Consider the following 25,097-nt stretch of genomic DNA (forward strand, 5'->3'; position numbering starts at 1 on the left):
GGGGGTGTAATGGCTTCGACATGCATTTAATTGTTATTGTTGCAGTGGTCTTGTAAACCTAAAATACTTTCTAGGCTTTTTAAATGCAAACTTAGAAAACAAAAAAGAAAAAGAATTTTTCATGACAAATGTTATGAACAATCAATTAAATCCAGTTTTTGCTTAATTAAATCTGGTCAAATTCTTATTAATGGCCCATTTTTAGAATTTTGTCGTTAAGGGCTAGACTTGGCGAAAATCAGTAAATAGCTAAGTGACATTATCATCTGGAATTATTTAACTTTTTTGTTTATTTTAATTTAAATAATTTATTTAAAAATAAACTAAACTGTAGAACCAATACCAAAAGAATGTGTGGACCGGGGTTCGATTCCCCGCACCTCCACCAAATGTACAAAAAACGCCAAAAAGCAATATATTTTATGTTGCTTTTTTTAATAATAATTTTTGGTTTTATTTAAAAAAATAACTATTTTTTAAATAAAAAACGCTAATAACTTTATAATATATATAAAAATATTCAAAACGAAAAATAAATATTAATTGGAGGCAAAATGGCTGTTAGATTAGTGGTGAATCATCCTGATGGTTGAGCAGTAAAAAACCCAAAGGGACAACGTGCTTTAAGAGTTTTTAAAACCCAAAAAGAAGCAATGGATTATGCAAGATCATTAAAAGATACAACATCAATTAACGTACAAAGCAAAACTGGTGCATTTAGAAAAGTATAGTAATGTACAAATTATTAGATGGTAAAAAAACTAAAGAAGAAATTCAAGAAAAAATAAAGAATGAATTGAAAACATTGGCAGATAGTCAGTTGCCAATTTTAGGTATTTTACAAGTCGGAAACCTTGAAGAGTCAAATATTTATATAAAACATAAATTAAATATCGCTCATTCTTTAGGATTAAAAACAAATTTTATTAAATTAGAAGAAAATGCAACAGAAAAAACAATAAAAGAAGCTATTAAAAAGTTAAATGAAGAAACAACCGGGTTTATTATCCAACTTCCAATACAAACAAATAATGTTAAAAATATAAATGATTTATTAAATGAAATTAAAATAGAGAAAGATATCGATGGCCTACATGAGGTTAATCAAAAATCAAACTTTGTTTTAAATAAAAAATCATTCTTACCAGCAACTGCTTTAGGGATTATTATATTATTAAAAAAATATAATATAGATTTTGAAAACATGAATATTGGTGTTGTTGGTCAAAGTAAAATAGTAGGAAAACCTTTATCAGACTTTTTTGAGCAAAGGAATGCTAGAGTAAGAAGGTACGATATAAACACAAGTAAGGATGATATATATAAAAACGATTTAATAGTGGTTTCAACTGGAAGCAGAGGTTGCTTAAATGACGTTAAATTAAAAGATAACGTTATTTTAGTTGATGTAGGCATTCACCGTATTGAAAATAAAATAGTTGGCGATATTGAAGTTGATAAAATTAAGGAAAGTATATCTTATTTAACACCGGTGCCAGGTGGCGTTGGACCTATGACCATTGTGGGCTTAATTCTTAATTTAATTAAAGCTTTTGATATCCAAAATGGAACAAATATTTTTTCAAAAATAACCAATGAATTTTAAAAAAATAAAGAAATATTTACTATAATTTTATCTCTCATTTTCTCTAAAAATTGGGCATTTGATTATTAGTAATTTTTTTATTTTTTTATATTTTATATTAAAACTTTTTAGTAAAATAGATTAAATAAATTTTAATAAAGAGGTGTTTATGATAATTGGTATTAGCGGTATGATTGCCGCGGGTAAAAGTTCCCTTTCTGAAAAATTAGTTGAACATTATCCTAATTCGTTGCTTTTACATGAATTCGAAGAAAATGATGAGGTATTTAATACATTTTTAAAATGATTGTATGAAAAAAGACCTAATTTAACTATAGGCTTTCAAAGCTATATTATTGAAAATCATTCTTCTAAATTTGCTGAAATTTTTGAAGAATTAAAAAATAAGCCAAATGTTGATCGTCATTTATTTTTAGATAGATTTTCAATTGAGCATTATATCTTTGCTAAATTAATATTGAAAGAAAAGGAACCAAAATATTTAGAAGCTTATGATGCATTATTCACTAAACTAATTACAAAATCAGAATTGCCTGATTTAGTAATATTTTTGGATATAAATTTTGATACTTTTAAAAAGAGAATTTTTGAAAGAGGTAGAAAATCTGAAATAGATAATTGAGATTTAAATTATACGTATTTCAAAAATTTACATGATAATTATTACAAAACATTTAAAGAACTAGCAGATAATTTTCAACTTAATTTTAGAACAATTGATACAAATAACTTAACTGAAAAAGAAGTTTATGATCAAGTAATTAAAATTATTGATGAGGAGGAAAAACAATGTCAAATGAGACAATTGATCCAAGAATAGATAAAATACTTTTTACACAAAAGCAATTAGAAGATAAAATTGTTGAATTAAGTAACTGGGTTAATGAAACATATAAGGATTCTAATAATTTAATTATTGTAGGTCTTTTAAAGGGTTGTTTACCTTTTTATGCACAATTAATAAAAACTATTAATATTGATTTTATTTCAGACTTTATGATTACAAGTTCATATGGCGGAAAAGATAAGTCATCTGGAAACGTTAAAATCATTTTGGACCTTGTTAATAATATCGAAGGTTGCGACGTTTTAATAGTTGAAGACGTTGTTGATACAGCTAGAACAATGACTAAGGTTGTATCTATATTAAAATCAAGAAATCCAAAAAGTTTAAAAGTTCTTACTTTATTAAATAAACCTAGCGGAAGAGTTGTAGATTTTGAACCTGATAACTTTGGCTTTTTAATTCAAAAAGAAGACTTTGTAGTTGGTTTTGGATTTGATTGAGAGGAAAAACTTCGCCAATTACCATATATAGGAACAATAAAAAAATAGCTTTTTGAAAAGCTATTTCCCAAAGAGAAAGTTCAAGTGCAACACAAATGCCTTGGGCTTTTTTTATTATACATTTTTTATTTTTTTAAATTATTTAATCAAAAAAAGTAAATAAAAAAGTTCATTTTTGCAAATGAAAATAAAAAACTTTTGTTTTACTAGTATTTGTTGATCATGATTATTATTTAATATTTTCTAAATACATTTGTAGCGGTGTTTTCCAATTTAGTATTTCGCGTGTCATATTATTTATTTGGTTAACAACCGAATCTAATTTTTCTTGCGTTATAGTATTAAAGTTAAATCCTTTTTTAAATTCCCTTCTTAAAATTCCGTTTCAATGTTCATTTGATCCTCTTTGAAAAGATGCATAAGGCTCAGCCCTATAAATTTTTATGTTCATTCATCTAGCTAAAATACCTATTTTTTCAAATTCAATACCGTTGTCTATTGTTATTGTTTTTACTTGTAATCCATTATCTTTTATAATCTTTTTTAGTTCTGAATTAATTGTATGTGGCGATTTGCTTTGTATTATTCTTGCAAATCCAATTCTTGTTTTTCTTTCGGTTAAAGTTAAAACATTATTATATCCATTTGCTCTTTTTCCTAAAACCAAATCTGCTTCTCAGTGTCCAAACTCAAGTCTTAAATCTATAGATTTAGGTCGGGTTCATATTGGAAAAACATAATCAGCTGATTTTACAAGCCGATTTATTACAGATGCAGTTCTTTTACCACCTTTTTTATAATATAGTCTTAATTTTTGATACTTTTTTATAACTCAATTATTAGTATTTATTCAATTAAACACTGTTCTCAAAGAAGGACAACAGTGCTTTGTTTTAGTTTTTATATAATTATATGTTGACTTTATGCCAAAAAACTTTTTGTCATATTTTTGTAAAAAAGCTTTAGAAAAATTTTTGAATTTTTTGTTATCGACAAATTTAAAATAATACTTATGTCTAAATCTTTCTTTTGTTTTTAAACTAGCATATTTAAATTCATAAACTCCAAATTCATTTGTATTCCTTTTTATTTCTCTACTTAAGGTTGATACACTTCGTTTAATTAATCTTGAAATCATACGAAGAGAATAATTTAACTTTAAGTAATTTTCAATAATTATTCTTTCAGAATCTGTTAAATGGTTATATTTTTTTATTGTATAATTCATATGAGTTCCTTCCGTTCCAATGGAACTTTTTTCTTTTTTTTAATTAATATAAAAAATTCAAGTTCCACATCTAAATTTTACTTTAAATGTGTTGCACTTGAATTTTCAATTTAGGAAAATAGCTTTTTGAAAAGCTATTTTTTTATTGTGAACTTTCTTTGTCTGTATAAAAGAATCATGAAACTGTTTTAGGAATTTTGATTACCTGTTGTTGGGACGAATGAATTGCTATTTCTAATTTTGTGTTTAAAACAAAATTTACTCTATTTCCGTTAACACTTTCTATTGTTATTGATTCAAAAATAGCATTTAGATTATTAATTTCAAAATAATCGTCCTTATTAAAAATATCTATTTTTGAACCATCTTTTATACAGTCTTCTATACTTTTGCCATTTGCGTTTAATTGAAGTATTGAATTTTTTCGGTATTCAAGTATTTCTGTGTTATTGTATTGTTTTTCTGTCATTCTTAAAAAGACAAAAGAATCACCTATACTTCAATTATTTTTAATCCAATTAGAATCTAGGGTAAAATTTTGAGAAGGGTTTTTTAAATATTCTTCTTTTATTTTTTTAATGAAAGCCTTTGTTGAATTAGATAACGAATCAAATGTTAAAACAAAATTATCTAAATATGTGTTGGTTAACTTTTTAAAGCCATTAACACTAATTGTTTTACCTTTTGAATTAATTTCTTCGCCATTATCATTATATTTTAAATTAAAACTTATTTTTGCATTTCCAGCATAATCATCAATTGTTAAATTTTGATTTGCTAATTCAATTTTTTCTGAAGCACTAAAATAGTTATCTTCAAAATTATCAACATAATTATCAACAATTTTTCCTGTATTTCTAAATAAATATAATAAAGAGGATGCAAACTTACCACTGTTATCAACTTCTTTCTTGGTTAATTTATTATCAATAATATAATCTAAAATTTCTTTTTTTGTTATTTCTCTATCTTTAATCTGTTTTCTTAAAACGTCAACTTTAGCTGTTACTTGTTGCTCTTTTTGATTCAATTCTTTCTTTTTATAATTAATATTTAAAACAAAATTAACACTTTCCTTAGTTTCTTCATTCGAAAATATAACATCATATTTAAATGAATATAATCCAGGATTCTCCTTTGTTAATTCTATTAAATCAACACTTTCACCATTAGAATTTAAGAAATTTATTGTTAAATAATCCATCAAGTTTGTATTATTTAGTTGATTAATATCTTTCTTTTCCTCTATTAATTTATTTTTATTTAATGATACGGTTAATAGGTTTGGATTAAAAATCTCAATTTTCTTAAATCCTGATAAAGTTGCTTGTTTATTTGTAAAGGTTTGCTTGCCAATTTGATAATCAAATTTAATTGAAATGGTTCCAGTTGATTCATCATAAGATTCTATTGTTAAGTTTGAAACAGAAATGTTATCTTTTTGTTTTTCTGCCATTAATTTCTCAATAGCTTTTCTTACATCCATTTGACTGTCTAATTCGTATAAGTGAACTAAATTACCATATTTATCAGCTGTAATTCCATTTACAACAGAAGATTTTTCCGTTCATTGTGAATTTGAATAAAACTCGAAGTTAAAAAACTTAACAACGCTTTCTGAAAAAATATTATTTTGTTCGTCCTTCAATCTGAAAACTAAGGAAACTGAATTTTCGCCTTTTTTTGTTAAACTAATCTTTTCAAATTTATATTTTGCATCTAAATTAAAATGATAATTCTCGATCTTTAAAGCTTCTTCAATTGTGTTTTTTGTTTTATCAAATTTAATAACTAATTTTTGTGCAGCTTCATTAATCTCCCTTGTTTTTTCTTTAATACGTTCTTCTTCAGTTTGTTCATTTGAGTTACCATTATCACCTTGGTTTGAATCACCATTTTCACCACTATTTCCACCGCTGTTTTCGCCAGCATTTTCACTTCCTGAATTAGAATCATTTGAACATTTAGCAGATAGAATTGAAACTGGAATTAATGTACTTGCCAACCCACTTAAAACAACTAAAAGTTTTTTATTTTTTTTCATAATAAGTCCCCTTTTTCTTAATAGTTAGATAATTATACACATAAAACATATTTTAAAAAATAAATTTTAAAAAATAAAAGTTTTTTCTTTACTAAATTATTTACACATTAAATGCATTAATATTTATATTAATGAATATTAATTTAAAACGATTTCTAGTTTTTGCAATCTTAAATCAATAAATGTATATAATTATTTTTATGATTGAAATTAAAAAACTTAGTTATAAATATCCAGGAAGTAAAAAATTAGCATTAGATAATATAAATTTCACAATTGAAGATGGTCAATATGTTGCAATTTTAGGTCACAATGGCTCAGGGAAAAGTACGTTTTCTAAACTATTAGCCGCAATTTACAAAGCTACATATGGAAAAATAATTATTGATGGAATGGAAATTAATTCTGAAAACCTAAGAGAAATACGTAAAAAAATAGGTATTGTTTATCAAAATCCTGATAACCAATTTATTGGGGCTACAGTTGAAGATGATATTGCTTTTGGTCTTGAAAACAAAAAAATGACTGTTGATGAAATGGAAGAAATTATCAAAAAATATGCTAATGAAGTTGGAATGGGCGATTTTTTAGATCGTGAACCGCAAAATTTATCAGGGGGGCAAAAGCAAAGAGTAGCTATTGCTTCTACTTTAGCATTAGATCCTAATATTATTATTTTTGATGAAATAACTTCTATGCTAGACCCTAAAGGGAGAAATGATATTTATAAAATTATTCATAATTTGCATGAAAAAACTAATAAAACATTAATTTCAATTACACACGATATGGACGAGGCACTACTGGCTGATAAACTGATTGTTTTTTCAGGCGGAAAAGTTATTGCCCAAGGAAAGCCTATTGAAATATTAAATGATAAGGAAATTATTGAAATAGCTAAAATAGATTCGCCTTTTATTTACAAATTAAGCGAAATGATTAAGGATATAAAACCCACATATGATGAAAAAGAATTATTGGAGACTTTATGAAGATTAAAGTAGAAAATATAAGCAAAGAATACAATAAAAAATTACCAACATACATAAAGGTATTAAATAATGTTTCTGTGACTATAAAAGAGGGTGAAGCTATTTCTATAATAGGTCCTACAGGTTCGGGAAAAACCACATTAATCGAACACCTTAACGCTTTAATCATTCCTGACGATGGTTCAATACACTTTAGTGATATTCCGTTATATAAAAAAATGAGTAAGCCCAAAATGCCTAAACAAACAAAAGAAGATACTAAAGAAGTATATGAAAATAAGCTAAATGAGTATAGATTAAGACTAGAAGAATTTAAAAAATTAGATAAAAAAAATAGAATAGAAATAGTTTATACAGATGTAGATATTAGAAAAAGCAAGAAAAAAATCAAAAATGTTAAGGCATTACGAAAACAAGTTGGTGTTGTTTTTCAATTTGCTGAATATCAATTATTTGAATCAACAATTGAAAAAGATATTATTTTTGGACCAATTTCAATGGGTGTAAAAAAAGATAAAGCAAAAGAACTTGCTGCAAAATATATTGAAATGGTTGGATTACCACTTGACTATTTAAAAAGAAGTCCATTTAATTTATCAGGCGGTCAAAAGCGTAGAGTGGCATTAGCTGGAATTTTAGCTATGGAACCAAAGTTTCTAGTTTTAGATGAACCTACAGCTGGTTTAGATCCACAAGGTGTTGAAGAAATGCTTCAATTGTTTTACAATCTATACGAAAAAGGAATAACAATTATTATAGTAACCCATGATTTGGATAATGCTTTAAGATGAACTAAAAGAACATTGTTTGTAAAAGAAGGCCAAATCATTAAAGATGGTGACACCTATGAAATTTTAAGTGACAATAAACTATTAATTGAAAATAATTTAATTCCTACAAAGTTACTTTCTTTTGTTGAAAAATTAAACCAATCAGGTTTTAACATCGGAAAAGTAACTAATATTGAGCAATTAGCTGAAAAGATTAACGAAAATTTAAAAAATAAGAAAAAGAAGGGAGTATAAGATGAACAAAACAATTATTGGTAAATATCTGAATATTGATACTCCTATTCATAAATTAGATCCTAGACTTAAATTCTTAGCAAATATATTATTTATAATTTTATTTTTTGTTTCAGAACATTACATAACATTATCAATTTTAGTTGTTTTTAGTATGGTGTTATATGCAATTTCTACAAAGTCTATAAAATCATTATTTCAAAAAATTAAATTACCAATTTACATTGCCATATTTTTACTCTTGGTTAATATGCTTACAGTTAAGGGAGCCGTAATGTATTATGATTTAGATAAGTATGTTCCCCTATCTTCAGAAGTAAATGCTGACGCTTATTTAATTTATCGTGGAAAGATAATTGTTAATGTAACATATTTTGCTCCTAATAATGATATAAATAATATTTTTCAGCTAACTTTATTTTCAATTCATCGAACAATTACGATTATGTTAAGAATTTATGGAGTAATTTTAATTACCACAATCTTAACAGTAACAACAAAGCCAGTACTATTGACAAGAGCAATAAATAACTTACTATATCCTTTAAAACTTTTCAGAATACCTACAGAAATTATTACAATGATTATTTCAATAGCATTAAGATTTATTCCAACTCTTCTTGAAGAATCGAGTAGAATTATGAAAGCACAATCTAGTCGTGGTGTCGACTTTAAAAATGGTAATATCAAGGACAAAATTAAATCATTTATTGTTTTAATGATTCCACTTTTTGTTTCTTCATTTAATAAAGCAAATGACTTAGCTGACGCTATGACATCTAGAGGTTATGAACCTTATTCAAAAAGAACATATTATAGACAATTAGCCCCAAACTGAAAAGACCTATTAGCAACATTAATTTTAATGGGTTTAACTAGTTTAGTTGTAGTATGTGCTATAGAACAGATAAACCTCCCATCGTGATGACTAGCTACTTTCCAAAAGGTTTAATATGAATGAACAAAATAAAATAATAAAAGAACAAATTATAGATCTTCAAAACAAGATTAGTAAATGAGATAAGTATTATTATGATTATGATAATCCGCTAGTTTCTGATGAAATTTATGATACAGAATTTAACAAATTAAAAAAACTTGAAAGTGATTTTAGTTTTCTTTTTTCTAAGGAAGAACTTGAAAAATCACCGACAAATAAAATTAATGCTAATGCTTTAAAAATATTTACTAAGGTTAGTCATGATAAACCAATGCTTTCCTTAAATAAGGCTTACACAATTGAAGAAATAGAAAAATTTATAGATAATATTAAAAAACTTACAAGTAAATTTTCTTTTTTTATTGAACCCAAAATTGACGGTCTTTCTATTTCGCTAAAATATGAAAATGGAATTCTAAAACAAGCACTTACAAGAGGGAATGGAATTATAGGAGAAGATGTTACAAATAATATCTATCAAATAGAAAATGTTCCTAAAAAGATTAATTACCAAAAAGAATTGGAAGTAAGGGGCGAAATATATCTTCCTATAGATAAATTTGATGAATTAAATAACAAACTTATTAAAGAAAATAAGGGCACAATGGCTAATCCAAGAAATGCTGCTGCTGGAACATTAAGACAATTAAATCCTAGAATAGTAGCTGAAAGAAAATTATCATCGTTTTTATACTATGTTGTATCGCCTGAAAATCATGAATTAAAAACAATGGAAGAATCGTTTAATTTTTTGAAAAAATTAGGATTCAATGTTTCTGATCAATCAAAAAAAATTAACTCAATTAGCGAAATTAAAGAATTTATAAAAGAATTTAAGAATGAAAAACAAAAATTGAATTATGAAACTGATGGGATAGTTATAAAACTTAATGAACTAGAATTTTATGATAAATTAGGCTATACAGCAAAGTTTCCTCATTCTGCAATTGCTTTTAAATATGAGCCTGATATAGCTTCGACTATTTTAAAAGATATTTTTGTAACAGTAGGAAGAACTGGCTTGGTTACTTATAATGCTTCTCTCAATGAAGTTGAATTATCGGGGACAAAAGTTAATTTTGCCACATTGAATAATTACGATTTTATTAAAAAACTAAATATAAACATTAACGATGAGGTTTATGTAAAAAAAGCAGGAGAAATAATTCCTTGCATAATTGGTTTAGCAAATAAAAATAATTTTGAAGAATTTGCACCAATTGAGACCTGCCCATATTGCAATAAAGATTTAACTTTTAATGAAACAAAATTAGAACAATATTGTTTAAATACTCAATGTCCCGAAATAAAAATTAGAAAACTTATCCATTTTGCTTCAAAAGAAGGTCTTGATATTAACTCACTAGGTGAAAAAAATGTTATATTTTTTAATAAACTAGGTTATATTAAAAATCTTTTAGATATTTTTAAACTTTATTTATTTAAAGATGAATTAATTCAACAAGACGGATTTGGAGAAACTTCAATAAATAAAATTTTGAACTCGATTGAAGAATCAAAAAATAAATCGTTGGAAAAATTATTTTTTGCTCTTTCAATCCCTTTGATTGGTCAGAAAACTGCACGTTTTTTAGCATCAAAAATTTTAAAATTTGAAAATGTCTTAGATTTTGACTTTACAGTATTTGAAAACTATCATGATATTGGACCAAAAATTACAAAACAATTAATTGAATGGTTTGGTTCTTTAGAAAACAAGCAATTAATTCTAGACTTAATCAGCTTAGGTGTTAATCCAATATACAAAGAAAACACTAAGAGTGAAATTTTAAAGGGATTTTCATTTGTGATTACAGGAAAATTATCAAAGCCAAGAAGCCATTTTGAAAAGATAATTTTAGAAAATGGAGGGCAAGTTCTTTCTTCAATATCCTCAAATATAAATTATTTATTAGTAGGTGAAGATGCAGGAAGCAAACTATCAAAAGCAAAAAAACATAATGTTCAAATAATTAATGAAGAACAATTTAATACTATGCTTTCAAATAACGATAACTCTTAGCCTAAAATAGGCTGGAGTTTTATTTTATTTAAAAATAATAACAATGAAGTAAAACTAAAACAATAAACTCAATCAATTCTAAATTTTATAATATAACTAGCTTCACTTAATAAATTTAGAATAGCATCAAAAATTAATAAATTTGTTTCAATTACAAAATTTATTTTGAAAAAAATTAATGTAAAAATATAATTAAATGAAACAATTGGAATTAAAAGGATTTGAATAAAAAATGAAAAAATATTATAATCTTCACTAAAAGTGTGTATTAAAAAAGTTGAGTAAATATGAACAACAATTAATACAAAAGCGCTTCTTAAATAATAGTTTTTTTCTTTTAAAAAATCAACTATTATAAATATTGACAACGTTATTAAAAAAGAAAGAATGAAGGAGTAAGAAAATATTGAAAAAGGTTTATAAACAGATAATATTAATGCTGTTATAGATAATAAAGATATATTACTTAATTTTCTATTAAAAACGTTTTTATTTAAAAATATTAAGATTAAAAAAATTAAAGAACGGCTTGCACTTATATGAAAGTTTATAGCTACTAAATAGATAATTAACAATCCAACACCAATAAAGTCTTCGATAAAAATTTTTCTTTTAATTTTCGAAAATAGTTTAATTACAGTTAAATAAATTAAATTAAAATGAAATCCACTTATTGTAAAAAAATGAATAATATTTAAATTACTTAGTTTATTTACGACATTACTATTAGAACAATAATTATTTAAAACTATGATATTCAAATATTCTAAAACAATTCCATTTTTTGAAGAAAAAAGACTTAACTTTTGAATTTGGTAATCAAAATTTATTTTCAGATTTTTAATGTCAAAAAATATTTCATTGCTTAAATTAAAAAGTGTTAAATTATTTATTCTTTTAAGTGTTCCTTTTATTTTAAAAAAATACTCAAAATTATTATTTAAATCTAAATTAAGCTTAATAATTTTTTTAGGTATTCTGAATAGTAAATTTTTATATTTAAATATTAAAAACGATTTATGAATTTTATAAACTTTAATTTTTTCGTTTATTTCATAATTATCAAATTGATAAATCAAAAGGTAGTAAACAGTATAAGCTAAAAATATCATTAAAAAAAATACTAAATATAAAACTCAGAATTTAGTCTTAAAAAGGTTAAATAAGCAAATAAGAAATAAACTAACAGAAACTAAAATTATATTTATTTTTAAAATCAGAACAAATGTTGTTAAAGCAGCCAATAAAGACGGTAAGATACAATTTATATATTTATGTTTTCTACTAATATTAAGTAAGTTTTTTCACCAATACCAGGTATTTTTAGGACTTCATCTCATTTTTTTACTTCATTATTTGATATATAATCAAAAACCTTAATAGCTATATTTCTTTTAATTCCAAGATTAATTAATGTTTCGTAACCATTAATATCTTTAATTGTTAATTTTGTATTTTTTGAATAAGGAATAGTTATTTTTTCGCCGTTTTTTAATTTTTGTTTTTTATCAAATTCCTTAAGACTAGCTCCGGATTCTAAGACCGCTTCTTTAATTAAATCAAGATAGATTGCCCCATCTTTAAAAGTATATTCACCCGGATATTTAACCGCTCCGTCAATATAAACAGTTAAATATTGATTATCAACTAATTCTAAAACGCTTTTTCTTTTTATGATTTCATTTTTTACAACTATTGCGCCAACAAGAATAGAAGATGAAAATATAAACATTCCGAGTGTTAAAAAAACTTTCTTTTTATTAAATTTTAATTTCATAATTTAATAATGCCTGTTATTTTCTTGAATCAGACAAAAAAGAGAAAAAAGAGAGAAAATAAAAAAAGCCGATATCAATTGGCTTTAAATTATTATTGTTTTATTAAACTAAATCAGCGTTGTGTCAAACTTCTTGAATATCTTCATCATCTTCTAATAAATCAACAAACTTTTCAAGTTGTTCCATTTTTTCTTCATCTACTTCAACATCAGAGTTTGAAATATATGTAACTTCAGCAGTTGAATAATTTTCAATTTTAAATGTTTCATCTAAGGCTTGTTTTACTTTTTGAAAATCAGATGGTTGAGTAGTAATAACATATAAATCTTCTTCTACTTGAAAATCTTCAGCGCCAGCATCTAATACAGTTATCATTACTTCTTCTTCAGAAGCAAGTTCTTTAGAAAATTCAATTAAACCTTTTTGATCAAAAACATACGGTACTGTTCCTTGTTTTCCTAATTGACCATTATATTTATTAAAGTAGTGTTTTATATTTGAAGCCAAACGGTTAAAATTATCGGTTAAACAACTAACAACGAAATTAATCCCCCCAAATGCTGTTCCAGAATATAAATAACTTTGAAAATTAGCACCTTCTTTTGATCCGCCTGAAACTTTTGAAATTGCTTTTTCAATATTTGCTTTAGGCATAGATTTTGCTTTAGCTTTTGCTATTGCTAATTTTAATGCTGGGTTTGAATCAGGATCTGGTCCACCGATTGTTGCAGCTACAATTATTTCCTTAGAAAATTTTTGAAACATTTGTGCTCTTTTTGAATCCATTGCAGCTTTATGATGTTTTGTTGTTGCTCATTTTGAATGTCCTGACATATGCGTACTCCAATCTTTTTTTAGTTAATATTAACGATATTTGTTTATTATACCAAAATTTTATACTTTCATAATATAATAAATAGCGTATATGTATTTAATTAAAGGTGATGAAGATTATTTTATTAGAAAAAAAATAAATGAAATAATTGATAAAGAAAAAAATGACGATTCAGAAGATTTAGAACTAATTAAGTTCTATGATTTTTTCACATTAGAAGAACTTGCAGACGCGTTAAATAATACAGGTTTATTTTCTAATAAAAAAATAATTATTATTAAAAATCCTTTCATATTTAATACCAAAAGTAAATTTTCAAAAAATTTAATTGAAGAATTTATTAATTTAATTAAAGGTTCAATTAATGATCCTAATATAGTATTTATTTTCACTCAAGAAATTTATAAATACGACAAGAATTTTAGTCCTTCTTTGGCTTTTAATTTTATTAATAAGAATAGTAAAGTAATTCAGGTTGAAAAAATAAATGAAAGCAGATTATTTTCTTTTGTTAACACAATTATTAAAGAAAAAGGAGGCAAGATTAACGAGTCTACACTTTTTAACTTTTTAAGTTCAATGCCAAATAATTTAAGCTTAATAGAAAATGAAATAGATAAATTACTTTTGATTAATAAAGAAATAGCAAATGACATTGTTAATCAAAATAATTTTTCTGTTGCCAATAATATTGAATTTGCATTAAGTGATGCTGTATTAAAGTGAAATAGTCCCGAATCAATTATTAAAAGCCTAAATCAACAATTAGAATATGGAATTGACATAAGTTTAATTCTTTCTCAGATTTCAACGATTTTATTAAACACAAAAAGTATAAGCATTTTAAGAAAGCAAAATATTAGTAATGAAGAAATTTCGAAAATTATAAATATTCATCCATATAGAGTAAAACTTCATTGAGATTTCTTTTTAAAAATAGGTGAAAAAAAATTAAACGAAATGATAGCTAATATTTCGCAAATTGATGTAAATTATAAATTAGGTGAAATTTCAAGCGATACTTTTATTGGTTTGATCAATATTTTCTTATTAAAATAAAAAAGGATAGAAATGAATTTATCAAATAAAAAAATAATTTTATATGAACTAAAACTCGAAAACTTTTTAGATACAAATAACAGTGGATTTGGAGATTTTAATGGTGTCGAATTAAAACTAGACTATTTTAAACAATTAGGAATAAGTGTTGTAGCTTTTGATGATATTTTAAACCAATATCAAAATGAATTTAATTTAGATTCAATAAAAAATAAATATGGATCAATTAAAGATTTCGCTAGAATAGTAAAAAAATTTAAAGAAAATGAAATAGAAATCGCGCCAATCATAGATTTAAAAAATATTAAACAGTCTTTTATTAACTGAAATAATATGATGAGTTTGTATGATTTAAATAAGAAACAAACAAATAAATATTTAACAAAGTTAGATCCTTACTTAATTAATAAAAGCATCACAAACACAACTTTGTATGAATTAACAGACTTTATCAAATATTTTGAAAAGGTACTGGATTTCTATTTAAAGTTGAATATTTCAACAATTATTTTAGATAACTTTGAATTTCTTGCCTTTGATAGTTTAAGGGATGAAGATAAACTTAAATTTATTACTGATTTATATAAAATTATAAAAAGAGAAAAACCGGAAATGAATGTAATTTTAAAATCTCATAATAATAATTTAGGTTTATATAAAAAAATGCTTTCTTTAGAAAATAAATGTTTAGATTATTTATACTTAACATGAATTTCGACAATTGGAAATAATGATTTTTTAAAGAAAAACAAGAAAAATTGCTTAAATTTTAATCTAATTTTTAAATTTTTATCAGCTTTCAAGGATGATTCTAATGTCATTATTTCTTTTGGTTCCGATTTATCGGGACGAATAATTTCAAAATGAGGGAATGAAAAAGCATATTTTACCGAATCAGTTAAAAGTTTTATGATGTTATTATATTCAGGAAACAATTCAATTGGTATATATTACGGTGATGAAATTGGTTGTTTAAGAGCTAAATTTAATTGAAAATTTGACTTCAATAACGAAAATTACAATGAAGAAAAACGATTTTATCAATCAAAAAACGTTAGCTTAGAAAAATATTTTACTTACAACTGTTATTTTAATAAATGATCTTCATATATTCAAATGCCTTGAAATAGTAATAAAATATTTAACCAAAATAATAGAAATATTTTTTTTCCAATAAATTTTGAACATAATAATGTTGAAAGCCAAACAAAAAATAATGATAGTGCTATTAACTTTGTTTATTTTTTAAATAAATTAGTTTTTAATTCTGATTTTTCTTTATTTTTTAAAAATAAGAATACAGTTTTAGAAAATAATAAAGGAATATTTAAAATTAAGCATACAATTAACCAACAAAAAATTATTTTTCTTATAAACCTAACAAATAATCATCGAAAGATAATTCCTTATAACAATTTTTCAATATTAACAAGTTCTTATGCTAATAAATTTTATTCAGAAATACCTAAAGAATTAGGGCCTTTTGAAAGTTTAATTTTATACAAACAAAAACATTAATTTGAATTTATTTATAATAAATTTAATATAACAATATATAATTTTTAAAACTAATTAAGGAGATACTATGCAAGGAAACGGACAAGTTGTAGTTTATACATTGCTTTCAGTAGTTTTATTATTAATAATTGCTTACATTGTTTGAAAAGCTACTAAAAATAAACGTGCTAAGAGAAAAGCTGAAAAATTAGAAAATAAAAAAAACGCTGAAACTTTAGCTTTATATTATGATTTTATAATTACATACAAACATATTATTGATTTTACAAAACAAGAATTAAATAAATTTGTTGAAAAAGAAACATTATATAAAATGGGTCAAATTAAAGAAGGTGCAAGAAGACTTTTATTAAAATTAATTAACAGAGATGATTTTGCTTTCTTTTTTAAAGACGATGAAAAATATAGCCTTTTTGTAGAAAATGCTGAATTATTAACAATTACTCAACCTAATTTATGAGAGAAAAAAATTAATAATGTACTAGAGTTTTTCGAAAATCAATACAATAGCATTCCTGAAGAAAAAAGAAATAATAACTTAGAAAAGATTACTTTAGAATCTATTGAAAGACAATTCTATGAAGAAAAATAAAAAACAACTAGAAAAAACTAAGAAAACAAATAAAACAAGGTTTGGTGTTGCAAACTGATTAACAGTATTAAGAATTATTTTAATGATTCCATTTATTATCTTAATGTCTACAGCATTCTTGCTAGTAACAAAATTTAATGGAACATTTTGATATGACGGAATAAAAATTGTTGGTGAGCAAAAATATTCAATAGCATTATCCGCAATTTATTGAATTAATGTTTTAATTTTTATTACTGCAATGATTACTGATTTTGTTGATGGATATGTAGCAAGAAAAACAAAGACAGTTTCTAACTTCGGGAAAATATTTGATCCAATTGCTGATAAGATTGCCACAACATTAATGCTCTTATTTATTTCGTTAATGAACTATTCATATTTGCCAATAGTAATTCTATTCATTATTAGAGACATATTTGTTGACGGAGCAAGAGTATATGCTGTTAAAAAAGATATTAAAGTAGCAGCAAATTGATGAGGAAAAATCAAAACAATTATAGTTTCATTGGCAATTATTGCAATAGCTGTCTCAGCTCCTTGATTTACGAAAATTGATCCTGACACCGGAAAACATGTAACTAATAACTTATATTTATTGTATGTTAATATCCCTTTAATTTTAGGTCTTATTTTAGCCTGAATCAGTGGAATAATTTATTTACGTAAATATCTAAAAGGAATTACTAAGCAATATATATTAGATGTTGAAGCACAGAAAAATAATGTAAAAGAGAAAGAAGAAATTTCTAAAGAAGATATAGTTATTGAATCTGCAGAAATTAAAAATGAAGAAAACGAAGAAAAGAAATTAGATTCAGAAAATCCAAAAAGTAAAGATAAAAATAATTCTGATCAAATTTCATATGATGAACCTTTCTTTAATAGTTAGTTGTAATTCAACTAACTATTTTTTTATAAATTCTTAAGAAAGCTTAATTGTACAAAAACACTAAATTAAAACGTTTTTATAATATAATTTATTATTATTTTTAATATATTTATTATTAAATATATTCACATAAAATTAATCAGGAGGAAAATTATGCCAAGAGAAGGTTTAACATTAAGATGTGAATCATGTAAAATGGAAAACTACATTACAAAGAAAAACAAAAAGTTGCACCCTGAAAAAATGGAAGTAACAAAATACTGTCCAAAATGTAATGCGCACACAGGTCACAAAGAAAAGAAATAAGTATTAGGAGTAAAAAATGCTAAAACAAGAAATAACCAAAATTTTTGATGATTTAAAATTAGATGCAATTATTTCAGAAGCACCACAAACTAGATTATGATACGCCGGCGTTCAAACAAGTGATGGTTTTATCGTAATTGAAAAAGATAAAGCTTATTTATTTGTTGATGGCAGATACATTGAATATGCAAGTAAGTTTGCAAAGAATGTTGAAGTTATTTTATTAGAATCAAATGGAAATACATTAGCTAATTTCTTAGAAAAAAAGAAATATGCAAATGTTGGTATCGAAGCAGATTATCTACAAGTTCAAACATTAGAATATTTTAAACAAATGTTACCTAAAGCTAAATTCCATAATTTAAAAGGTAAACAATTCAGAATTAAAAAAGACCAAGAAGAATATGAACAAATCGAAGAAGCTTGTTTAATTTCATTACAAGCTTTTGAAGAATTTAAGAAAATCTTAGTTGAAGGCATGACTGAATTAGAAGCCTCAAATAAATTAGGATATTTAATGCGTTTATTTGGTGCAGAAAAAGAATGTTTCGAATCAATTATCGCATTTGGTTCAAATGCTGCTGAACCACATCACCACCCAACAAACCGTAAATTAATGGATGGGGATATTGTTAAGGTTGACTTTGGAGCCCAATACAAAGGTTGAGCAAGTGATATTACCAGAACATTTTTCTTTGGAAAACCTAAATCGCCAGAATTAGTTACAATTTTAGATATCGTAACTGAAGCACAAAGATTAGGAAGAGAAGCAGTTAGACCAGGTATCGAAACATCTGAAATCGATAAAATTTGTAGAGATTATATTGAATCAAAAGGTTATGGTAAATTCTTTACTCACTCTACCGGACATGGTGTTGGTATTGATGTTCATGAACTACCAGGTGTAGGAAGAAGATCTGGTAACGTTGTTTTAGAAGAAGGAATGGTTATTACCGTTGAACCAGGTATTTATGTTAAAGACCTTGGTGGAGCTCGTATAGAAGATACTATTCTTGTTACTAAAACAGGTGCTAAAGTATTAAGTAGACCAGAAGATTATAAATAGATAATAATAAAAAGTTGCTTTGCTTAAGCAACTTTTTATTATTTACTTTTCTAGATTATAAGTAAAGTTTCTTATGAACCATTTTTCCATAGTGATAAATTTGGAATATTGAAATAAGCGTAAATAAACTGCCCGAAACAAAAAACACGGCTTCAATTCAAATTATGTAGTTATAATAAATTATTTCAATTCTTAATTTATCTTTTCCAACTATTCCGCCTTCTCATCATCCGTATTTTAATGTTCACAAAACAACATCAATAGAATGAATTAGAATACCAACATAAATAAAAGATAAAAAATAATAAAAATGAGTTAATTGAAAATAAGGTTACTGATATTATTCTATCTTTTTTATTATTTGTTTTGATTTTAGTTCAGAATTTTACAAATAATACAATAAAGAAAATGGTTAAGACAAACAAGATTACTAATAGTGAAATTCTAAAGCCTTTGAATCAAAAAATTTCAACACCTTCTTCATAGTTTTTTAATTTATTTGCTGCAGATCTAGCTTGAGTGTTTAAAAAATCTTGAGTATACAATAAAGTAACTATAAAAAATATTGCTAATATTATCGAATAAATTGCTATACTTAAAACTCATTTTAATTTAGATTTATTTTGTTCAAGATTAATTGATTTATCCATAAAAATGATGATATCCTTTCGATAAAGCTCCAAAAAATCCTAAAATAATTCCTATTATACATAGTATTATCGCTATAGTAATTATTGCAATAATAATTTTTTTCTTTTTACTAATTTTATTCATTATTTAATATATCCTTTTTCTTTTAATAATTTATCAATATCCTTTCCGTTGTATCTTACGCCATTAAAGTTAAATAATTTTTTTAATTTACCATTGCCTTTATTATTTATTACAAAATTATAATCATTATATTGATGATATTTTCTTATTACCATTTGACTGTAATCTAAATCTCATCCATAATTGCATAAAAATCTTTCATCATCATATGCCCCGTAAGCAACAACAACATGACCGCCTTGTAAGGTTTTATCTTTAGGACCGTATTTAGAAAGCTCTACAAATTTTCCTCGGAGCTAGCAACTCAAGACCTTGCGCTGATTTATAATCAAAACCTGATAATTTAATATCAGGATTTACTTCATAAATATAATTATCATAGTCACTTATTACTGAATAGCCTTTATCATTAAATCAGAACATTTTTCCTTTCGGGATAGCAGGTATCTTGCTTTTTAATTTAAATGTTTTTATTATTTGCGCATCTTGTCGACCTGTTAATTTAATATAATCATATATTGCATATGCGCGTTGCTTTTTTTCTTCATTTTTAAATTCGTTGTCACTAATTTTAGCAGACATTGTCACTAAGGGCAATGTTTATAAAATAGGTAACAAAGCATAAATTGTCTTTTTCATCAATTTTATTCCTTTATTTTATTAGCTTAATTAACAACTTTATTATATTCTTATTAAAAATTTGGTTTTAAAAATGACAAAATTTGCTTTAAAAAAAAGCAAAAGTTTAAACTTTTTGCCTAACTTTTTGCTTTTTTTAAAATAATGTTGGTTCGCTTTCATTTAACAATAAAGCTATTTCTTCTTTATATGGAGGTTTATTATTTATATATGGTGTTTCTAAAATAATTGGTATATTATCAAAATCCTTATCGAACACAAATTTTTGTAATGTTTCTAACCCAATGTAACCTTTATCAATATTAGCATGACGATCTTTTCTAGCACCCAATGGATTTAAGGAATCGTTTAAATGTATAACTTTAATATATTTTAAAAAATCGTTATCTTTTAAATATTTTTTAAAATTATCATAATCCTTAATATTATAACCCGCATCTCAAATGTGACATGTATCTAAGCAGATAGCAACACGTTCAGATTGAACCTCTTCAATTACATCTCTTAAAACTTCAAAACTATTGCAATAATTAGTTCCATTTCCTGCCATTGTTTCTAAAGCAATTACTACATCTTTAGTTTGCGCAAGAATTTGTTTTAATGAAGAAACCAAGCTCTCTTTAGCTTGTTCTTGTGAATAAATTGTATGAGATCCAGGGTGAAGAACCAAATACTTAGCCCCGATATAATTCATTCTTTTTATATCTGAAACTAAAAAGTTAATTGCAAACTTTGATTTTTCAGGGTTTGATGGGTTAACAATATAAGGGGCATGTATTACAATATCTTCTGGCTTTATTTTAGAAGAATATAACTTAAGATATTCATCAAGTTGATAATATTGCTTATCAACGCGGTAAGTTGATTGATTAGGACCTAAATAAATCATCATACAATTTGCTTTATTTTCAATTGATTCCCTTGCTGAACCTAATAAATAATCCGGTTTTGCAAATGAAATATGACTGCCTAATTTAATCATATTAAAATCTCCTATAATTAATCGGAATTATAACCTTCATTAGCAAAGAATTCTTTTAATCTTTTACGTTTTTGTGGGTGTTTTAATTTACGCAAAACTTTTGTTTCCATTTGACGAACTTTTTCTTTGGTAATTCCTAATTCTTTTGCAATCTCGTCTAATGAATGCGGACGATATGATTCACCATTAGGATCAGAAATTCCATATCTTTTACGAATTAAAAGTTGATCTGATTCATCTGGTAGAGAGTTAATCATTTCATTTATAATTACCTTTAATTCTTCTTGACTAGAAAAGTCAGTAGGGCTCATAACACTTTCGTCCTTAACAAAATCAGAAAAACTAGAATTTTCTTCTTTTCCAATGTTTTTATCTAATGAAATAGGGTCAATATTAATTTTTCTAATATATCTAACTTTATCAGCAGTAAATTCTGGTTCGCCGTATTTCTTAGCAATTTCTTCATCTGTTGGTGGATATCCATTTTCCTGTTGTAATTCTCTTTCGATTTTTAAGACCTTATTAATTGTTTCAACCATGTGAACAGGAACTCTAACTGTTCTTGCTTGATCTGCTACAGCACGAGTAATTGCTTGTCTAATTCATCATGTTGCATATGTTGAGAATTTATAACCTTTAGTGTATAAATACTTATCAGCAGCTTTCATAATTCCTGAATTACCTTCAGAAATTAAGTCAATAAAACTTAGACCACGATTTTTATATTTCTTAGCGTTATTAATAACAAGTCTTAAATTTCTTTTGATTAATAAATCACGAGCCCTTTTATATGTATAATAATCGCCTTTTTCACGAGCGTTTGCCATTTTTTCAGCTGTTTCAAGTTCTTCTTTAGGAGTTAAAAGTTTACCATATTTACCAATTCATCTCATGTATCATTTAACAATATCATTTGTTTCTGTTAAACGGTTTGATAAATTACTATTTTCTGATTTTTTTCTTAAAGTACCAATTTTAATTTCTTCACTATCGTAATTTTTTAATAGTTTTGAAGCTTCAAAATCTTCTGAAGATCTACGGCTACTTTTTCAGACGCTATCACCATAATCATCATATTCGCTTAAATCATAATTATATTCGTCATCATCTTCATATTCTCCACCAATTCTTGTGGAAATATATTCATCATCTTCGCTATAATTTTCTTCTTCATCATTTGAACTGGTATCATCATTTATAACTCTAGTACTATCATCATATTCTGAATCAAAATCAATTTCTTCAATATCTGGTTCTTCGGAATCAATATTTTTTAAAGCATTTTCATTGAATTGATCATCATCAATAAAATCATCAACATCGTCATTATCACCATCATCTACATTATTAGAAATTAAGTTTTTTTCAAATAATTTGGTTAACAATAAATCAGCTTCTTCTTCATCAACAAAAAGCTTCTTCTTATCAATAATATTAAACACTTCTTCTTGTGAAAAAGTTTTCTTATTTTTATCTTTCTTTTGTTTTTTTTCTATTTCTTGCTCAATAACAGAAACAATATAGTCTATTGATTTTTCTAAATCTTTATTTGGCATTTTTTTCTCCTTTATTGAAAATCAAAATTTGTTTGCCGGTTTTTGTTCTTCGTTCAACAAATTCATCAACTTTATTAAGCATTAAATCAAGATCTTGATTATTTAAATTATTATCTGAAATAATTTGTGAAAGTCGAATGGCTTCTTCTAGATATGACTTGTATTCCTTAACTAAATCATTGCGGTTTGTTTTACTTATTTCTTTAATATCATTTTCGATAAAAGAAATTAAATTATTCTGATTAATTTTGTAGCCTTGCTTTGATTTTCTAATAATATATGTAATTAATTTTCTTAAAGATTTTTGTGATTCATCTTTTAGGTCTAACTGGTGAAATTTATCATTTCTTCATTGTTTAATGAATACTTCTTGGTTTAATGACATTAATAAAATATCTTTCAATAAAGTATAATGTGAACTTAAGCCTTCCCTAAGTTTTGTCTTTTTATAATTAAGATTATTTCGTTGTTTATTAATCTTTAAATTTTGCTTTATGTTATTTGATTCTTGAAAATTATCTTTATTTAAAAATAAGTTATCAAAATTAACATCAAAATTTTTTGATTGAATATTTTGGCTTCTAATTTCATTAAAATTATTTCTTATTTTTGAATCAGCTACTTTATTTTTAAAAAATGGGTCAGAAGGAAAATAAGGTTTTGAATTTGACAAATAATATTCGAATAATTCTTTGTTTAAAATATTACTTGCAATCAGTTTTTCTTTCAACATTAAAACTAACGACTTATCAACATAGTATATATATTCAAAAATCTCTTCAAATTTTTTATTTTTTTCAAATGATTGACTATTATCTTGAATATTTTCTTTACACAAGTTAAATAAGTATTCAACAATATCTATTTTATTTTCACATAACGTCTTTAGTGTTATTCCCTGATCTAATTTATAAATTTCATCTGGGTCCTTATTTAAATTATTAACAACAAATTTAACATTAATTTGATACTTAGACGCATAATATAGAATAATTTTAAGATTCTTTAATGTTGCTGCTTTTCCTGCAGAATCATTATCAAAAAATAAAGTTATAGTTTTATTTGATAACTCTTTAAGATGATTAATTGAAAGTGAGGTACCCATTATAGCTACAACGTTTTTAATATTGGTTTTATGTAATGCGATGCAGTCAAATTGCCCTTCAACTAAATAAACTTCTCTTTGCTTAAATATTTGTTCCTTGGCATGAAAATAATTAAACATAACTTCATTTTTCTTAAAAACTATTGTTTCTGCGCTATTTAAATACTTTGGATTTTGTAATCCCGTTATGTCACGACCAGAAAAAGCAACAATATTTCCAATTTCGTCATGAATTGGAAATATTAAACGATCATTAAAAAAGTTTTTATTATCATAATTTGAAACTAAAGAAGAATTAAAAATTTCAAAAGAATCAAATTGGTGTTCTTTTAAAGTGTCATAAATCGATTTATCTTTTGAAGCAAAACCAATTTGAAATTCCTTTATTATTTCATCGCTTAAATCTCTCTTTTTAAGATAATCTTTTAAAAAGTCAGATTTTTCAAACGTAATTTGATATCTAAAAAAATTTGAAGCGCTTTTGTTAACTTCTAAAATTTTAAAATGCTCATTAGAAAAATTGCCTTTATTAGAAAAATCGCCAAATTGAGATATATCTAAATTTTGTTTTTTAGCTAAAAATTTTAATGCATCAATGCTAGATAAATTTTCTTTAAACTCAATAAATTTAATAGCATTCCCACTTTTTCCGCATCCAAAACATTTAAATATATTTTTTTCTGGACTAACAACAAATGAAGGCGTTTTTTCTCCATGAAAAGGGCAACAAGCTTTATAGTTTTTTCCTTGTTTTGTCAAAGAAACATATTGACCAACTATATTTACAATGTCGCTTTTAGAAATAACAAATTCTCATATATTTTCTTTTATCATTTATCCCTAATTTCAT

25 protein-coding genes and 1 other RNA gene are annotated in these 25,097 nt (G+C 24.8%); 15 read left to right on the forward strand and 11 right to left on the reverse strand.

The window, feature by feature from the left end:
• The 5 genes from ssrA to hpt all read left to right on the forward strand — a co-directional run bounded on the left by ssrA (position 1) and on the right by hpt (position 2,941).
• Positions 1-388, forward strand: a transfer-messenger RNA (tmRNA) gene (gene ssrA, locus EXC38_RS01165).
• A gap of 166 nt (positions 389-554) precedes the next feature.
• Complete coding sequence (locus EXC38_RS01170; RefSeq protein ID WP_004414744.1) at positions 555-731, forward strand: DUF2188 domain-containing protein; 177 nt, start codon at positions 555-557, stop codon at positions 729-731.
• Positions 732-733: 2 nt separating this feature from the next.
• A complete protein-coding gene (locus EXC38_RS01175; RefSeq protein ID WP_129694537.1) occupies positions 734-1,606 on the forward strand; it encodes a bifunctional 5,10-methylenetetrahydrofolate dehydrogenase/5,10-methenyltetrahydrofolate cyclohydrolase in 873 nt (290 codons plus the stop codon).
• Positions 1,607-1,754: 148 nt separating this feature from the next.
• The gene (locus EXC38_RS01180) at positions 1,755-2,426 is read left to right on the forward strand and encodes a deoxynucleoside kinase (protein WP_129694538.1); all 672 of its coding nucleotides are present in this window, start codon (positions 1,755-1,757) and stop codon (positions 2,424-2,426) included.
• Positions 2,396-2,941: a hypoxanthine phosphoribosyltransferase gene (gene hpt / locus EXC38_RS01185; RefSeq protein WP_004414737.1), complete on the forward strand. Its 546-nt coding sequence runs from the start codon at positions 2,396-2,398 to the stop codon at positions 2,939-2,941. Before EXC38_RS01180 ends, hpt begins: the two co-directional genes overlap by 31 nt.
• 181 nt (positions 2,942-3,122) lie before the next feature.
• Here hpt and EXC38_RS01190 read toward each other — a convergent pair whose 3' ends face one another.
• On the reverse strand, positions 3,123-4,121 hold the full coding sequence (locus EXC38_RS01190; RefSeq protein ID WP_129694539.1) for an IS30 family transposase: 999 nt from the start codon (positions 4,119-4,121) through the stop codon (positions 3,123-3,125).
• 142 nt (positions 4,122-4,263) lie between these two features.
• Entirely contained in the window at positions 4,264-6,165 is a 1,902-nt protein-coding gene (locus EXC38_RS01195) for a hypothetical protein (RefSeq protein ID WP_129694540.1), read from the reverse strand.
• Between the two features lie 200 nt (positions 6,166-6,365).
• Between EXC38_RS01195 and EXC38_RS01200 the strand changes: the two genes are divergently transcribed.
• The 4 genes from EXC38_RS01200 to ligA are packed head-to-tail and all read left to right on the forward strand — an operon-like array spanning position 6,366 to position 11,145.
• Complete coding sequence (locus EXC38_RS01200) at positions 6,366-7,169, forward strand: energy-coupling factor transporter ATPase (RefSeq protein ID WP_129694541.1); 804 nt, start codon at positions 6,366-6,368, stop codon at positions 7,167-7,169.
• Positions 7,154-8,182, forward strand: a complete 1,029-nt coding sequence (locus EXC38_RS01205; RefSeq protein WP_129694542.1) for an ATP-binding cassette domain-containing protein — start codon at positions 7,154-7,156, stop codon at positions 8,180-8,182. Before EXC38_RS01200 ends, EXC38_RS01205 begins: the two co-directional genes overlap by 16 nt.
• 1 nt (position 8,183) lies before the next feature.
• Positions 8,184-9,134 carry an energy-coupling factor transporter transmembrane component T family protein gene (locus EXC38_RS01210; protein WP_109246674.1) on the forward strand — a complete coding sequence of 317 codons (951 nt, stop codon included), beginning with the start codon at positions 8,184-8,186 and terminating at the stop codon, positions 9,132-9,134.
• Position 9,135: 1 nt separating this feature from the next.
• Positions 9,136-11,145, forward strand: coding sequence for an NAD-dependent DNA ligase LigA (gene ligA, locus EXC38_RS01215; RefSeq protein WP_004414724.1), 2,010 nt, complete (start codon positions 9,136-9,138; stop codon positions 11,143-11,145).
• Here the strand turns inward: ligA and EXC38_RS01220 are convergent.
• The 3 genes from EXC38_RS01220 to EXC38_RS01230 all read right to left on the reverse strand — a co-directional run bounded on the left by EXC38_RS01220 (position 11,142) and on the right by EXC38_RS01230 (position 13,757).
• Complete coding sequence (locus EXC38_RS01220; protein WP_129694543.1) at positions 11,142-12,485, reverse strand: MAG0480 family ComEC-like protein; 1,344 nt, start codon at positions 12,483-12,485, stop codon at positions 11,142-11,144. The genes ligA and EXC38_RS01220 overlap by 4 nt on opposite strands.
• Entirely contained in the window at positions 12,410-12,922 is a 513-nt protein-coding gene (locus EXC38_RS01225; RefSeq protein ID WP_129694544.1) for an MAG0490 family ComEA-like DNA-binding protein, read from the reverse strand. Before EXC38_RS01225 ends, EXC38_RS01220 begins: the two co-directional genes overlap by 76 nt.
• Before the next feature lie 103 nt (positions 12,923-13,025).
• A complete protein-coding gene (locus EXC38_RS01230; RefSeq protein ID WP_129694545.1) occupies positions 13,026-13,757 on the reverse strand; it encodes a YebC/PmpR family DNA-binding transcriptional regulator in 732 nt (243 codons plus the stop codon).
• A gap of 91 nt (positions 13,758-13,848) precedes the next feature.
• Between EXC38_RS01230 and holA the strand changes: the two genes are divergently transcribed.
• From holA to EXC38_RS01260, 6 genes are all read left to right on the forward strand, one after another.
• On the forward strand, positions 13,849-14,817 hold the full coding sequence (holA, locus tag EXC38_RS01235) for a DNA polymerase III subunit delta (RefSeq protein ID WP_129694546.1): 969 nt from the start codon (positions 13,849-13,851) through the stop codon (positions 14,815-14,817).
• Positions 14,818-14,829: 12 nt separating this feature from the next.
• Entirely contained in the window at positions 14,830-16,335 is a 1,506-nt protein-coding gene (locus tag EXC38_RS01240; RefSeq protein WP_129694547.1) for an alpha-amylase family glycosyl hydrolase, read from the forward strand.
• 67 nt (positions 16,336-16,402) lie between these two features.
• Positions 16,403-16,927, forward strand: coding sequence for an MHJ_0274 family protein (locus tag EXC38_RS01245; protein WP_004414708.1), 525 nt, complete (start codon positions 16,403-16,405; stop codon positions 16,925-16,927).
• On the forward strand, positions 16,914-17,819 hold the full coding sequence (pgsA, locus tag EXC38_RS01250) for a CDP-diacylglycerol--glycerol-3-phosphate 3-phosphatidyltransferase (protein WP_129694548.1): 906 nt from the start codon (positions 16,914-16,916) through the stop codon (positions 17,817-17,819). The genes EXC38_RS01245 and pgsA overlap by 14 nt, the downstream gene beginning before the upstream one ends.
• A 153-nt stretch (positions 17,820-17,972) precedes the next feature.
• On the forward strand, positions 17,973-18,125 hold the full coding sequence (gene rpmG / locus EXC38_RS01255; RefSeq protein ID WP_004414614.1) for a 50S ribosomal protein L33: 153 nt from the start codon (positions 17,973-17,975) through the stop codon (positions 18,123-18,125).
• Positions 18,126-18,141: 16 nt separating this feature from the next.
• Positions 18,142-19,191, forward strand: coding sequence for an aminopeptidase P family protein (locus EXC38_RS01260; RefSeq protein ID WP_129694549.1), 1,050 nt, complete (start codon positions 18,142-18,144; stop codon positions 19,189-19,191).
• Between the two features lie 197 nt (positions 19,192-19,388).
• On the opposite strand, the gene EXC38_RS01265 is transcribed toward EXC38_RS01260, so the two are convergent.
• The 6 genes from EXC38_RS01265 to dnaG all read right to left on the reverse strand — a co-directional run bounded on the left by EXC38_RS01265 (position 19,389) and on the right by dnaG (position 25,081).
• The gene (locus EXC38_RS01265) at positions 19,389-19,841 is read right to left on the reverse strand and encodes a hypothetical protein (RefSeq protein ID WP_129694550.1); all 453 of its coding nucleotides are present in this window, start codon (positions 19,839-19,841) and stop codon (positions 19,389-19,391) included.
• A 123-nt stretch (positions 19,842-19,964) separates the two neighbouring features.
• Positions 19,965-20,120 carry a hypothetical protein gene (locus tag EXC38_RS03470; protein ID WP_165056850.1) on the reverse strand — a complete coding sequence of 52 codons (156 nt, stop codon included), beginning with the start codon at positions 20,118-20,120 and terminating at the stop codon, positions 19,965-19,967.
• A gap of 112 nt (positions 20,121-20,232) precedes the next feature.
• Positions 20,233-20,547, reverse strand: a complete 315-nt coding sequence (locus EXC38_RS01270; protein WP_129694551.1) for a hypothetical protein — start codon at positions 20,545-20,547, stop codon at positions 20,233-20,235.
• Between the two features lie 193 nt (positions 20,548-20,740).
• Positions 20,741-21,586, reverse strand: a complete 846-nt coding sequence (locus EXC38_RS01275; protein ID WP_129694552.1) for a deoxyribonuclease IV — start codon at positions 21,584-21,586, stop codon at positions 20,741-20,743.
• A gap of 17 nt (positions 21,587-21,603) precedes the next feature.
• On the reverse strand, positions 21,604-23,142 hold the full coding sequence (locus EXC38_RS01280) for an RNA polymerase sigma factor (protein ID WP_129694553.1): 1,539 nt from the start codon (positions 23,140-23,142) through the stop codon (positions 21,604-21,606).
• Positions 23,132-25,081: a DNA primase gene (dnaG, locus tag EXC38_RS01285; protein ID WP_129694554.1), complete on the reverse strand. Its 1,950-nt coding sequence runs from the start codon at positions 25,079-25,081 to the stop codon at positions 23,132-23,134. The genes EXC38_RS01280 and dnaG overlap by 11 nt, the downstream gene beginning before the upstream one ends.
• Positions 25,082-25,097: the final 16 nt, after the last annotated feature.

Source organism: Mycoplasmopsis arginini, assembly GCF_900660725.1.
GTDB classification, from domain to species: domain Bacteria; phylum Bacillota_I; class Bacilli_A; order Mycoplasmatales; family Metamycoplasmataceae; genus Metamycoplasma; species Metamycoplasma arginini.